Source organism: Pseudomonas sp. zfem003, from assembly GCF_032621675.1.
GTDB lineage: Bacteria > Pseudomonadota > Gammaproteobacteria > Pseudomonadales > Pseudomonadaceae > Metapseudomonas > Metapseudomonas otitidis.
The window spans coordinates 415,625-428,807 of record NZ_JAVYJG010000002.1; the positions used below are offsets into that span (position 1 = coordinate 415,625).

Sequence of the window (13,183 nt, forward strand, 5' to 3'; positions counted from 1 at the left end):
ATCGACGGCCTTCACGGACGACAGGAAGACCCCATGAACGGATACCTGGATCTCAATCGCGCCAACTGGGATGACCGCGCCCCCCTGCACGCCGCCTCGGCGGACTATCAGGTGGAGCGCTTCGTCAGAGACCCCGGCCACCTCTCCGACGTGGTGCGTTTCGACCAGCCGCGTCTCGGCGACATCGTCGGCCTGCGCGGCGTGCACCTGCAGTGCCACATCGGCACCGACACCCTTTCCCTGGCGCGCCTCGGCGCCCGCATGACCGGCCTCGACTTCTCCCCCGCCTCCCTCGAGCAGGCCCGCGAACTGGCACGGCGCTGCGACGCCCCGCTGGAGTTCGTCGAGGCCGAGGTCTGTGCCGCCGACCAGGCCCTGCCGCGCGCCAGCTTCGACTTCGTCTACACCGGCATCGGCGCCCTCTGCTGGCTGCCCAGCATCCGCGACTGGGCGCGTACCGTTGCGGCCCTGCTCAAGCCCGGCGGCTGGCTGTTCATCCGCGACGGGCATCCCATGCTCGGTGCCGTGAACGAAGCACGCCTGGACGGCCTGGTGATCGAATACCCCTACTTCGAACGCCCCGAGCCGATGGTCTGGGACGACGCCAGCAGCTACGTCGAGACCGACCGCCCCCTCACCGCCACCCGCACCCACGAGTGGAACCACGGCCTCGGCGAGATCATCACCGCGCTGCTGGAGAACGGCATGACCCTCACCGGGCTGGAAGAACACCGCAGCCTGCCCTGGGAGGCCCTGCCCGGGCGTATGCACCGCGTCAGCGGCGGCGAATGGCGCCTCAGCGAAGCCCCCGACCGCCTGCCCCTCAGCTACACCCTTCAGGCCGTCAAGCGCGGCTGAACCTGCCTCGGGAGCCCTCCGGGGCTCCGCCTTTCTCCTCGACCGTTCATCCGCTGCGGCGAAATGGCCGCTTGCCGGCACGTTTGCGCTGTAGCTAAATACCCCTATGGGTATATTGGCGAGCGAAAACGCTGCGCCCGATGGTCAACGAGGAGACCCCGTGCACATCGACTGGATGGCCTTCACCCCCGGCTCCGCCTTGGCCGGTGGCGTGCTGATCGGCCTGGCGGCGGGCGCCTTCGCCGCCTTCAACGGGCGCATCGCCGGCATCAGCGGCCTGCTGGGCGCGCTGCTGCAACCGGGCAGCGAAGGGCGGGGCGAGAAGGTCCTGTTCCTCCTTGGCCTGCTGCTCGCCCCGCTGCTCTGGGGGCTGCTGGGCCACTGGCCGCAACCGCAATTCCACACCGGCGCCCTCGGCCTGGTGGCGGCCGGCCTGCTGGTGGGGCTGGGCACCCGCTATGGCGCCGGCTGCACCAGCGGCCACGGCGTCTGCGGCCTGTCGCGGCTGTCATCGCGCTCCCTGGTGGCGGTGGCCTGCTTCATGGCCAGCGGCTTTGCCAGCGTCTTCGTCATCCGCCATCTGCTGGGGGCTTGAGATGAGCCGACTGAGCGCATTCCTCGCCGGCCTGGTGTTCGGCCTCGGCCTGCTGCTGGCCGGCATGGCCGACCCGACCAAGGTCCTCGGCTTCCTCGACCTGGCCGGCGCCTGGGACCCGTCCCTGGCCCTGGTGATGGCCGGCGCCATCGGCGCCGCCCTGCTTCCCATGGCCTGGGCCCGGCGCCACGACCGCTCGCTGCTGGGCGAGCCCATGCGCCTGCCCGAGCGCCGCGACCTCGACCGCCGCCTGATCGGCGGCAGCCTGCTGTTCGGCATCGGCTGGGGCATCGCCGGCATCTGCCCCGGCCCGGCGGTGGCGCTGCTGCTGACCGGCCACTGGCAGGTGCTGCTGTTCGTTGTCGCCATGCTCGCCGGCATGGCGCTGTTCACCGTGCTGGATCGCCCGCGCGGCCACTGAAGGAGACCCGCCATGACTGCCAACGTTGGAACCCTCGACCGCACCCTGCGCCTCATCGTCGGCCTGCTGCTGATCGCCCTCGCGGTGTTCGGCGTGATCGGCGCCTGGGGGTATATCGGCATCGTCCCGCTGCTCACCGGGCTGTTCCGTTTCTGCCCGGCCTACCCGCTGCTGGGCATCAACACCTGCACGCGCCGCTGAGCGGTTGCGTCCTTTCACCACCGCCGCGAAGGATCGCCGTTGCGATGCGGCCAAGGAGTTCGTCATGCGTTACCCCCTGCTCGCCGCCTGCCTGGGGCTGTGTGTCAGCGCCCAGGCCGAGAGCCTCGACGCCCGCATTGCCGAAGGCGCCGCGCTGATCCCGGCCTTCCAGAAGCACCTGCTGGAGACCGTCCAGGGCGCCATGCGCCAGGGCGGCCCGGCCCAGGCCGTGGCGGCCTGCCAGACCCTCGCCCCCGGCATCGCCGAGGCCCACGGGCAGGACGGCTGGCGCGTCGGCCGCACCGCCCTCAAGGTGCGCAACCCGGCCAACGCCCCGGATACCTGGGAGCGCGAGGTGCTGGAGGACTTCGCCCGCCGCGCCCAGACCGGCGAACCCCTGGCCGGCATGCAGCGCGCCGAAGTGGTCGACGGCGAAGTGCGGGTGATGAAACCCATCGCCACCGGCGCGCCGTGCCTCGCCTGCCACGGCCCCCAGGTCGAGCCGCAGCTGGCCCGCCTGATCCGCGAGCGCTACCCCGACGACCAGGCCACCGGCTTCCGCGAAGGCGAACTGCGCGGCGCCTTCACCCTGCGCCGCCCCGTCGGCGACGAAGGCTGACCCGCCCGCTCCGTGCCCCACCCCGATGGGCTTCGCACAGCTCAACCCATCCTACGGCCGCTCCGTGCCCCCGTAGGATGCGGTGAGCTCGGCGAACCGCATCGCCCCACGCCGCCCCCGCCCCGATGGGCTTCGCACAGCGCAGCCCATCCTACGGCCGCTCCGTGCCACCCGTAGGATGCGGTGAGCTCGGCGAACCGCATCGCCCCACGCCGACCCCCACCCCGATGGGCTTCGCACAGCTCAACCCATCCTACGGCCGCTCCGTGCCCCCGTAGGATGCGGTGAGCTACGCGAACCGCATCAAGCACGCCCCGCACCGCCGCTCCCAACCCCGCGCCGTTGCCGAGTTTTTTCATGGGCAGCGAGCATATTTTTAATAATTTTCCTGGCCTGGAAGCTGGCGCACCATCTGCCCGACCCGAACGAAAGCCAGACCGCACAGACGGTCGAGCCGGGGTGCAGCGTGCGTGATTCCAGCCTCCAACGGCCTCGTGCCCGCCTGCCCGGTTCATCCCTCTGCGCCTTGTCCGTCGTTCTCCGCCGGCCCTGAGCGGCCTGCAATTCCAAGAGCCGAAAACCGCCCAGCAGAAGGACACCGACCATGACCGTTGGACAGACTGAAATCGATACCCTGATCGTCGGCGCGGGCCAGGCCGGCATCGCCATGAGCGAGCACCTGACCCGGCTCGGCGTGCCCCACCTGGTGCTGGAGCGCGACCGCATCGCCGAACGCTGGCGCTCCCAGCGCTGGGATTCCCTGGTGGCTAACGGCCCGGTCTGGCACGACCGCTTCCCCGGCATGGAATTCGAGGGCATGTCTCCCGACGCCTTCGCCTCCAAGGAGCAGGTGGCGGACTACTTCGAAGCCTACGTGCAGCGCTTCGAAGTGCCGGTGCGCACCGGCGTCGAAGTCACCCGCGTGGTGCGCAACGTCGGCCAGCCGGGGTTCCGCGTGGAGACCTCCGAGGGCGTGATCCAGGCCCGTCATGTCGTGGCCGCCACCGGGCCCTTCCAGCGCCCGGTGATCCCCGCCATCGCCCCGCGCAGCGAGACCCTGGTGCAGCTGCACTCCGCCGACTACCGCAACCCCGGCCAACTGCCCGCAGGCGCCGTGCTGGTGGTGGGTGCCGGCTCCTCCGGCGTGCAGATCGCCGATGAACTGCAACGCGCCGGCAAGCAGGTCTACCTCTCCGTCGGTGCCCACGACCGCCCGCCGCGCAGCTACCGCGGCCGCGATTTCTGCTGGTGGCTGGGGGTGCTCGGCGAGTGGGACCAGCAGGCCATGAAGCCCGGCCGCGAGCACGTCACCATCGCCGTCAGCGGCGCCCGGGGCGGTCACACCGTGGACTTCCGCGCCCTCGCCGAGCAGGGCATCACCCTGGTGGGGCTGACCCAGGCCTTCGACGGCAGCACCGTCCGCTTCGCCAACGACCTGGCCGACAACCTCGCCCGGGGCGACGAGAACTACCTGTCCCTGCTGGACGCCGCCGATGCCTACATCGAGCGCAACGGCCTGGACCTGCCGGCCGAGCCCGAAGCCCGCCGCACGCGCCCCGACCCGGCCTGCGTGCGCGAGCCGATCCTCGAACTGGACCTGGCCGCCGCCGGCATCGGCGCCATCATCTGGGCCACCGGCTTCGCCACCGACTACAGCTGGCTGCAGGTGGACGCCTTCGACGCCCAGGGCAAGCCCCGCCACCAGCGCGGCGTGTCCAGCGAACCGGGGGTCTACTTCCTCGGCCTGCCGTGGCTGTCGCGCCGGGGCTCCTCGTTCATCTGGGGTGTCTGGCACGACGCCAAGCACGTGGCCGACCAGATCGCCACCCAGCGCAAGTACCTCGCCTACCACGACGCCGCCCAGCGCCGTCAGGGCTGAGCCCCGAACCCGACGCCAAGGACACCGCCATGCCGACCCATACCCGCATCCGCATGTTCAACACCCGCGACACCTACCCCAACCAGACCCTGGACAACGACCTCTGCCAGGCCGTGCGCGCCGGCAACACCGTCTACGTGCGCGGCCAGGTGGGCACCGATTTCGACGGCAACCTGGTGGGCCTGGGCGACCCCCGGGCCCAGGCCGAGCAGGCCATGAAGAACGTCAAGCAACTGCTCGAAGAGGCCGGCAGCGACCTCTCCCACATCGTCAAGACCACCACCTACCTGATCGACCCGCGCTACCGCGAGCCGGTCTACCAGGAGGTGGGCAAGTGGCTCAAGGGGGTGTTCCCCATCTCCACCGGCCTGGTGGTCTCGGCCCTCGGCCAGCCGCAGTGGCTGATGGAGATCGACGTGATCGCCGTGATCCCCGATGACTGGCAGGCCACCCGCTAAGGAGCTCCCATGACCTTTTCCATCGTCGGCCGTTGCGCGGAAACCGGGCAGCTGGGCATCGCCATCAGTTCCTCCAGCATCGCCGTCGGCGCGCGCTGCCCCTGGGTGCGTGCCGGGGTGGGGGCGGTGGCCACGCAGAACGTCACCCTGCCGGCCCTGGGGCCGCAGATCCTCGACCTGCTGGACGCCCAGCACCTCACGCCCCAGGCCGCCCTCGACCGGGCCCTGGGCGCCAACGGCTGGAGCCAGTACCGCCAGGTGACGGTCATCGACGGCCAGGGCCGCACCGCGCTGTTCAGCGGCAGCGAAGCCCTCGGCGTGCACAACGCCGTGGCCGGCGAGCAGTGCGTGGCCGCCGGCAACCTGCTGTCCGACCCGGCGGTGATCGACGCCATGGTGCGCGCCTTCGAAACCTCCGAAGGGCAACTGGCCGAGCGCCTGCTCAGCGCCATGCAGGCGGCCATGGCCGCCGGGGGCGAAGCCGGCCCGGTGCACTCGGCAGCGCTCAAGGTGATGGGCGACCTCACCTGGCCCATCGTCGACCTGCGGGTGGACTGGGCCGAGCATGACCCCATCGGCGTGCTCGCCGGGCTCTGGCAGGCCTATGCCCCGCAGCAGCAGGACTACATCACCCGCGCCCTGCACCCGACGGCGGCGCCCAGCTACGGAGTGCCCGGGGATGAGTGACGCCACCAGCCTCGACCTGCTGGAGCGGCTGGTGGCCTTCCCCACCGTCAGCCGTGACTCCAACCTGGCGCTGATCGGCTTCATCCGCGACTACCTCGCCGGCCACGGCGTGGCCAGCGAGCTGTTCCTCAATGCCGAGGGCACCAAGGCCAACCTCTTCGCCACCCTCGGCCCCACCGACCGGGGCGGGGTGGTGCTGTCCGGGCACACCGACGTGGTCCCGGTGGACGGCCAGGCCTGGACCCGCGACCCGTTCCGCCTCAGCGAAAGCGAGGGCCGCCTCTACGGGCGCGGCACCGCCGACATGAAGGGCTTCATCGCCTCGGTACTGGCCGCCGTGCCGGCCTTCCTCGCCCAGCCGCTGCGCCTGCCGGTGCACCTGGCGTTCTCCTACGACGAGGAAGTGGGCTGCCTGGGCGTGCGCTCCCTGCTCGACGCCCTCGCCCAGCGGCCCAACCGGCCGCGCCTGTGCCTGATCGGCGAGCCCACCGAACTGCGCCCGGTACTCGGCCACAAGGGCAAGCTGGCCATGCGCTGCCAGGTGCACGGCGCCGCCTGCCATTCCGCCTACGCGCCACAGGGGGTCAATGCCATCGAATACGCCGCGCGGCTGATCGGCCACCTGGGCGAGATCGGCGCGGAGCTAGCCCGCCCCGAGCACCACGACCCGCGTTTCGACCCGCCGTACTCCACCGTGCAGACCGGGCTGATCGAGGGCGGCCGGGCGCTGAACATCGTCCCTGCCGAATGCCGCTTCGACTTCGAGGTGCGCGCCCTGCCGGGCTTCGACGCCCAGCAGGTGGCGACGCGCCTGGACCGTTACGCCCAGGCCGAGCTGGTGCCGCGCATGCAGGCCGTGCAGCCGGGCACCGGCATCCGCTTCGAGCCCCTGGGCAGCTACCCGGGCCTGGCCACCGATGCTGCCAGCGAGGCGGCCGAACTGGTGGCACTGATCAGCGGCTCGCGGGACTTCGGCACCGTGGCCTTCGGCACCGAAGGCGGGCTGTTCCACGAGGCCGGCATCCCCACTGTGGTCTGCGGCCCCGGCAGCATGGACCAGGGCCACAAGCCCGACGAGTTCGTCACCCTCGCCCAGCTGGAGGCCTGCGACGCCATGCTGCTGCGCCTGGCCGAGCACCTGCGGGCCTGAATCACCGCGCCCTCAGTGCCCGCCCTTCCAGGGCTGGCCGAGGGACACCGGGGCGAACAGGCGGGTGCGCACCGCGTCGCGGGAGAGCAGCACCAGCACCAGGATGGTCGCCACGTAGGGCAGCATCGCCAGCAGGTTGGCCGGGATGGCGAGCCCCACGCCCTGGGCCACCAGGTGCAGGATGCTGGCCAGGCCGAACAGGTAGGCGCCCAGCAGCACGCGGAACACCCGCCAGCTGGCGAACACCACCAGCGCCAGGGCGATCCAGCCGCGCCCGGCGGTCATGTTCTCCGCCCACATCGGCGTGTACGCCAGGGACAGGTAGGCCCCGGCCATGCCCGCCATCGCCCCGCCGAACAGCACCGCCAGGGTGCGCACCCGCAGCACCGGCAGGCCCATGGCGCTGGCCGCGTCGGGGTTCTCGCCCACTGCCTGCAGCACCAGGCCGATGCGGCTCTTCAGCAGGGCCCAGGCGATCAGCGCGAACAGCGCGAAGGACAGGTAGACCATCAGGTCCTGGCTGAACAGCACCTTGCCCAGCACCGGCAGCGCACCCAGCAGCGGGAGCGCCACCGGCTCGAAGCCCGCCAGCGGCTTGCCCACCCAGGCTGCGCCGACGAAGGACGACAGGCCGATGCCGAAGATGGTCAGCGCCAGCCCGGTGGCCACCTGGTTGGCGTTGCAGCCCAGCGCCACCAGGGCGAACAGCGCCGACAGCAGCACCCCGGCAGCCATCGCCGCCAGCACCCCGAGCCAGAGGCTGCCGGTGCCGATGGCGGCGATGAAGCCCACCACCGCACCGAACAGCATCATTCCCTCCTGGCCGAGGTTGAGCACGCCGCTCTTTTCACACACCAGCTCGCCCAGGGCCACCAGCAGCAGCGGCGTGCCGCAGCGGACCATGGCGAAGAGGATGTTGGTCAGCAGATCGAGATCCATGGGTCAGAAGCCTCGGGCGGCGAGCCGCGCGTCAGGAAGAGGGGAGAGGGTCATGCCAGGGCCCCGCGTGCGCGGGCCGTCGTGCGCAGCGTCCAGCGGGCCGCCAGGCGCGGGCGGTAGAGGATCAGCACGTCACAGGCGAGCAGGAAGAACAGCATCATTCCCTGGAACAGCTGGGTGATGGATTGCGGCAGGTTCAGCGCCATCTGCGCGTTCTCGCCGCCCAGGTAGAGCAGCGCCATCAGCAGGCCGGCGGCGAGGATGCCGAACGGGTTCAGGCGACCGAGGAAGGCCACGGTGATGGCGGCGTAGCCGTAGCCCGGCGACACCTGCGGCACCAGCTGGCCGATGGGGCCGGTGACCTCGCCGACCCCGGCCAGGCCCGCCAGGCCGCCGCTGAGCAGCAGCACCAGCCACACCAGCCGCCGCTCGCGGAAGCCGACGAAGCCGGCCGCGCGCTTGTCCAGGCCGAGCACCTTGATCTGGAAGCCGAGGAAGCTCCTGTGCAGCAGCACCCACACCGTCACCAGCGCCAGCAGGGCGAAGTACAGGCCGATGTGCAGGCGCAGGTCCTCGAACACCGGCGGCAGGCGCGTGGCGTCGCCGAACATGGCCGACTCGGGGAAGTTGAAGCCGCCCGGGTCCTTCAGTGGGCCGTGCACCGCATACAGCAGCAGGTTCAGCGCCACGTAGTTGAGCATGATGGTGGTGAGGATCTCGTTGGCGTTGAAGCGCGTGCGCAGCCAGGCCGCCAGCGCGCCCCAGGCGGCCCCGGCGAGGGTGCCGGCGGCCAGCACCAGCACCAGCGCCCAGCGGCTCTCCCAGTCGATGACGTGGACCGCCAGCGCGCTGCCGGCCAGGGCACCGACCAGCAACTGGCCCTCGGCGCCGATGTTCCACACCCGCGCCTGGTAGGCCACGGCCAGGCCCAGGGCGCAGAGCAGGATGGGCAGCGCCTTCACCAGCAGCTCGGAGACGCCGTAGAGGTCGCTCACCGGCGCGATCAGCAGGGTGTGCAGGGTTTCCAGCGGGTCCTTGCCCAGGGCCAGGAACAGCAGCGAGCCGCAGGCCAGGGTCAGCAGGCCGGCCAGCACCGGGGAGAGCACCAGCATCGCCCGCGAGGGCTGGGTGCGGGGAACGAGGGATAACAGCATGGGGGCTCCGGGTCAGGCGGCTTGGGGCGAATCGAAGCGGCCGGCCATCCAGCGGCCGACCTCCTGGGCGGTGGTGTCCGGCACCGGCTTGAGCGCCGACAGCTCGCCGCTGCACAGCGCACCGATGCGGTCGCTGATCTGGAACAGCTCGTCCAGGTCCTCGGAGATCACCAGGATCGCCGCGCCGGCATCCCGCAGCGCGATCAGCGCACGGTGGATGGCCGCCGCCGCGCCCACGTCCACGCCCCAGGTGGGGTGCGCGGCCACCAGCAGCCTGGGTTGCTGGAGGATCTCGCGGCCGAGGATGAACTTCTGCAGGTTGCCGCCGGAGAGGCTGCGGGCGGCGGTGTGGGCATCCGGGGTCTTCACCGCGAAGCGGCGGATCACCTCCTCGGCGAAGGCCAGCACCCGGCCCCGGCGCACCAGGCCGTGGCGCAGCAGGCCCTGGCGCGAGGCGGTGAGCAGCGCATTGTCCGCCAGGGACAGCTCCGGCACCGCGCCGTGCCCCAGGCGCTCGGCCGGCACGAAGGCCAGGCCCCGGGCGCGCCGCGCATCCGGTGGCAACTGGCCCACCGCCTGCCCGGCGAAACGCACCGCCGCCGCCTTGGCCGGCGGCAGCCGGGCCTCACCGGAGAGCAGCGCCAGCAGCTCGTCCTGGCCGTTGCCGGCCACCCCGGCGATGCCGACGATCTCGCCGCTGCGCACCTCCAGGCCGATGGCTTTCAGCGACACGCCGAACGGGTCGGGGTTGTGCCAGTCGAGGCCCTCCAGGTGCAGGAAGGGCGCGCCGCCGCTGACCTTGGGGTACTGCGCCACCAGCCCTTCGGCATCGCCCACCATCAGCTGCGCCAGCTCCAGGTCGCTGCACGCGGCCGGGATGCACTGGCCGGAGACACGGCCGCCACGCAGCACCGTGGCGCTGTGGCAGAGCGCCCGCACCTCGGCCAGCTTGTGGCTGATAAAGAGGATGCTGCAGCCCTCGGCTGCCAGCCGGCGCAGGGTGACGAACAGCTCCTCGGCCTCCTGCGGGGTGAGCACCGAGGTGGGTTCGTCGAGGATCAGCAGGCGGATGTCCTGCATCAGGCAGCGGACGATCTCCACCCGCTGGCGCTCGCCGATGGACAGCGCATGCACCAGCCGCCCCGGTTCCAGGGCCATGCCGTAGCGCTGCGACACCTCGCGGATGCGAGCCTCCAGCTGCCTGGGCGTGCCGGCCTCGCGACCGAGGGCCAGGGCAATGTTCTCGGCCACGGTGAGGGTCTCGAACAGCGAAAAGTGCTGGAACACCATGCCGATGCCCAGGGCGCGGGCCTGGGCCGGGTCGCGCACCCGCCGTGTCTCGCCCTGCCAGCGGATCTCGCCGGCATCGGGCTGCACCACGCCGTAGATGATCTTCATCAGCGTGCTCTTGCCGGCACCGTTCTCGCCCAGCAGGGCATGGATCTCCCCGGGGGCGATGGCCAGGTCGACACGGTCGTTGGCCAGGCAGCCGGGGTAGCGCTTGGTGATGCCCAGGAGTTCCAGGCGGGGAGGGGAGGCGGTCATGGGGCTTCACTCGATCAATCAGCTGGCCCTGCCAAAGCAAAAAGCTGGCCATCGGGTCAGAAAGCGCGCGGGCCTTGGAACAGCGAGACGGCGGGGTGCCAGGGGCGCGCGGAGGCTGCACGCAAATGGGGCGTGGACGGTGGGGGGCGCACCGTTGTGGCGGTTTTTCGATCAGGGCGGCGCAGGCCTTGGCGCAGCAGGGCTGGCGTGGTTATTCCCAAGGTTATCCACAGGTCTGTCCACGGTTATTGTGGGCGAGCACGGGGCACCTCGACGGGATGCTGGCGCGGTGCCTTATTTCCCAGCGAAATTAATCCATGCCTGTCAAGCCCTTGCGTGCGCCATTTGGGCGCAGGGCAGGGTGGTCGTTATTTGATCAGCTCGCGGCAGGCACCACGGCACGCAGCCCGGCGCCACCTTTGCAAAGGTTATCCACAGGCTTGTCCCCGGCTTTTGTGGGCGGTTCCGGATCGCCGGAAGTGACAGGGCGGCCCCCGTAGCCTGGGCTTCAGCCCAGGGACTGGCTGGCGAAGGATCTCCAGGTTGAAGCGCAGGGCTGGGTGTGTGGAATCCCCGGACTGAAGTCCGGGCTACGGCCCGCACCACGACGTTGCGGAGAGCACCCGCAGCCTGGGCTTCAGCCCAGGGATGGGCTGGCGAGGATTCCCAAGTTGAAGCACAGGGCCGGGTGTGCGGAATTCCCGGACTGAAGTCCGGGCTACGGCCTATGCCACGGCGTTGCGGACGGCACCCGTAGCCTGGGCTTCAGCCCAGGGACTGGCTGGCGAAGGATTCCCAGGTTGAAGCTCAGGGCCTGGTGTGCGGAATCCCCGGACCGAAGTCCGGGCTACGGCCTATGCCACGGCGAGAGGAAGGCGCCCGTAGCCTGGGCTTCAGCCCAGGGATGGGCTGGCGAAGGACTCGCAGGTTGAAGCTCAAGGCCGGATGTGCGGAATCCCCGGACCGAAGTCCGGGCTACGGCCTATGCCACGGCGTGAGGAAGGCACCCGTAGCCTGGGCTTCAGCCCAGGGGTGGGCTGGCGAGGGATTTCCAGGTTGAAGCTCAGGGCCGGGTGCGCGGAATCCCCGGACTGAAGTCCGGGCTACGGCCCGCACCACGATGTTGCGGGGGCACCCGTAGCCCGGGCTTCAGCCCGGGGCATGGCCGGCGAAGGCGCCCCAGGCTGAAGCCCGAACCACGGGGCCGGGTAGGGCTCAGAAGCTGAGTTCGAGGTTGAGGGTCGGGGTGGAGGTGCGGCTGCCGCGCCCGCCGTCCACGCCGAACTTGTTGTGCCAGTACTCGTAGCCGACGCCGAACCACAGGTTGGGCTGCACCCGGTCGCCCGGGCGGGCGGCCACCATCAGGGCGGTGCGCATGAGGGTTTCCGGGGCGGTGTCGCGGTTGTTGTAGTCCTCGCCCTTCTCCCCGATGTGGTTGACGAAGCCCTGGAACTTGGCCGCGTGGTCGCCCACCTTGAACGGCCGCAGCCAGGTCAGGTTGAGGTTGTAGGTGCCGTCGAAGGTGAGGTTCTCGTGGCGCACGCCGGGGATGCCGCTGTGGTTGCGCTCGCGGTAGTAGAGCAGGCTCAGGTCGAGCACGCCGACGGTGTTGAACTTGAGGGTCGGGCCGAACACCAGGGCGCGCTTCTTGGCCGAGGCGCGGTTGTTGTTGCGGCTGGCGTCGAAGCCGGCAGTGAAGGCGTAGTCCTTGATCAGGCCGGTGCCCAGGGGCTGGTCGAACACCCGCGAGGCGAACAGCTGGTGGCGGTAGGTGGCGTAGACCTCGCTGCCGCCCTCGTCGGTGCCCTTGCGCGGGTCGCGGTTGTCGGAGAGGAACACGTCGAGGTTGAAGAAGTTGCTGCCGTACTGGTAGCCGCTGGCGTGGGTGAAGCTGTAGATGCGCTTGGCGAACTTGTCCGGGTTGTTGGGGTTGGTGAACTGCTGGCCATAGCGGAAGCCCAGGCTGTTGTTCATCCATTCCAGTGCGCTGGCCTCCCCGGCCATGACGAAGGCCAGTGCCAACGACGCTCCCTGCAGTGCTTTTTTCATTGTTGTGGCTCCTGTGGAGTGGGGTATCGACAGTTCGGTACGGACACCGAGCGACGCAGTATCGGCACAAGCCCGGTGTGCGCCAAAGAACAGTATTTCGCTCGGGCTGATGCCGGAACGGCAGCGCTGAATTGACCTGGAAGTCAGTATTTTCGCGGCCTCCAGTCCGGCGGGCGTTCCGCGCGCTCAAGGGCGCAGGCTGGCGTGAAGGGCAGAAATCGAGCGGGTAGGCAGAGGGCATGGGCTGACGCCGAAAGCCGGCGCCGGCACCAGTGCTAGAAGCAATCTTTACGATGGAAAGCGGCCAGGGCGGTAGTCTCTAGATCACAACAAGGCTGTTGTCTTTGGAGTTGCTAAGGTACCCATGCATTAAATCCGACCGGCTTGGGACACTCTTCCTTTCCCCAAGTAGCTTGGAAAAGCGAGAACGTTACTTTTGCAGTTTTCGGTGTGATTAGAGTGGCGTCGACATAGTCCAGAATCCTGTGTGTATATTCCTCGCCTTGAGCGGTAACTATCAAAAAATTACCGCCAGATTTCCTTTCCCAGCAGCCATATGTAGATGTGCCATTGGACTTGAGTACGTAGGACTTCATCCGGTTGGCGTTTGCGAGGGGGAGTTCGCATG

General features: G+C 69.8%; 13 protein-coding genes. 9 read left to right on the forward strand and 4 right to left on the reverse strand.

What is annotated here, in order from left to right; genetic code table 11:
* Window positions 1-33: 33 nt before the first annotated feature.
* From RTK35_RS05365 to argE, 9 genes are all read left to right on the forward strand, one after another.
* Window positions 34-858, forward strand: coding sequence for a class I SAM-dependent methyltransferase (locus tag RTK35_RS05365; protein ID WP_172434735.1), 825 nt, complete (start codon window positions 34-36; stop codon window positions 856-858).
* Between the two features lie 160 nt (window positions 859-1,018).
* Window positions 1,019-1,453, forward strand: coding sequence for a YeeE/YedE family protein (locus RTK35_RS05370; protein ID WP_316907549.1), 435 nt, complete (start codon window positions 1,019-1,021; stop codon window positions 1,451-1,453).
* 1 nt (window position 1,454) lies between these two features.
* On the forward strand, window positions 1,455-1,874 hold the full coding sequence (locus tag RTK35_RS05375; protein WP_316907550.1) for a YeeE/YedE family protein: 420 nt from the start codon (window positions 1,455-1,457) through the stop codon (window positions 1,872-1,874).
* Window positions 1,875-1,886: 12 nt separating this feature from the next.
* Entirely contained in the window at window positions 1,887-2,075 is a 189-nt protein-coding gene (locus RTK35_RS05380; protein WP_074974007.1) for a DUF2892 domain-containing protein, read from the forward strand.
* Between the two features lie 64 nt (window positions 2,076-2,139).
* Entirely contained in the window at window positions 2,140-2,694 is a 555-nt protein-coding gene (locus RTK35_RS05385) for a DUF3365 domain-containing protein (protein ID WP_316907551.1), read from the forward strand.
* Window positions 2,695-3,298: 604 nt separating this feature from the next.
* Complete coding sequence (locus tag RTK35_RS05390; protein WP_316907552.1) at window positions 3,299-4,573, forward strand: NAD(P)/FAD-dependent oxidoreductase; 1,275 nt, start codon at window positions 3,299-3,301, stop codon at window positions 4,571-4,573.
* Between the two features lie 29 nt (window positions 4,574-4,602).
* Window positions 4,603-5,031, forward strand: coding sequence for a RidA family protein (locus RTK35_RS05395; protein ID WP_044412869.1), 429 nt, complete (start codon window positions 4,603-4,605; stop codon window positions 5,029-5,031).
* 9 nt (window positions 5,032-5,040) lie between these two features.
* Entirely contained in the window at window positions 5,041-5,718 is a 678-nt protein-coding gene (locus RTK35_RS05400; protein ID WP_316907553.1) for a DUF1028 domain-containing protein, read from the forward strand.
* On the forward strand, window positions 5,711-6,868 hold the full coding sequence (gene argE, locus RTK35_RS05405; RefSeq protein ID WP_316907554.1) for an acetylornithine deacetylase: 1,158 nt from the start codon (window positions 5,711-5,713) through the stop codon (window positions 6,866-6,868). Before RTK35_RS05400 ends, argE begins: the two co-directional genes overlap by 8 nt.
* 12 nt (window positions 6,869-6,880) lie before the next feature.
* Here the strand turns inward: argE and RTK35_RS05410 are convergent, their stop codons facing one another.
* The 4 genes from RTK35_RS05410 to RTK35_RS05425 all read right to left on the reverse strand — a co-directional run bounded on the left by RTK35_RS05410 (window position 6,881) and on the right by RTK35_RS05425 (window position 12,555).
* Window positions 6,881-7,807, reverse strand: coding sequence for an ABC transporter permease (locus tag RTK35_RS05410; protein WP_282888107.1), 927 nt, complete (start codon window positions 7,805-7,807; stop codon window positions 6,881-6,883).
* A 50-nt stretch (window positions 7,808-7,857) separates the two neighbouring features.
* The gene (locus RTK35_RS05415) at window positions 7,858-8,961 is read right to left on the reverse strand and encodes an ABC transporter permease (RefSeq protein ID WP_316907555.1); all 1,104 of its coding nucleotides are present in this window, start codon (window positions 8,959-8,961) and stop codon (window positions 7,858-7,860) included.
* Between the two features lie 12 nt (window positions 8,962-8,973).
* Window positions 8,974-10,506 (reverse strand): ABC transporter ATP-binding protein, encoded by a 1,533-nt coding sequence (locus tag RTK35_RS05420; protein ID WP_316907556.1) that lies wholly within the window; start codon window positions 10,504-10,506, stop codon window positions 8,974-8,976.
* Window positions 10,507-11,721: 1,215 nt separating this feature from the next.
* The gene (locus RTK35_RS05425) at window positions 11,722-12,555 is read right to left on the reverse strand and encodes a nucleoside-binding protein (protein WP_107331372.1); all 834 of its coding nucleotides are present in this window, start codon (window positions 12,553-12,555) and stop codon (window positions 11,722-11,724) included.
* Window positions 12,556-13,183 lie beyond the last annotated feature (628 nt).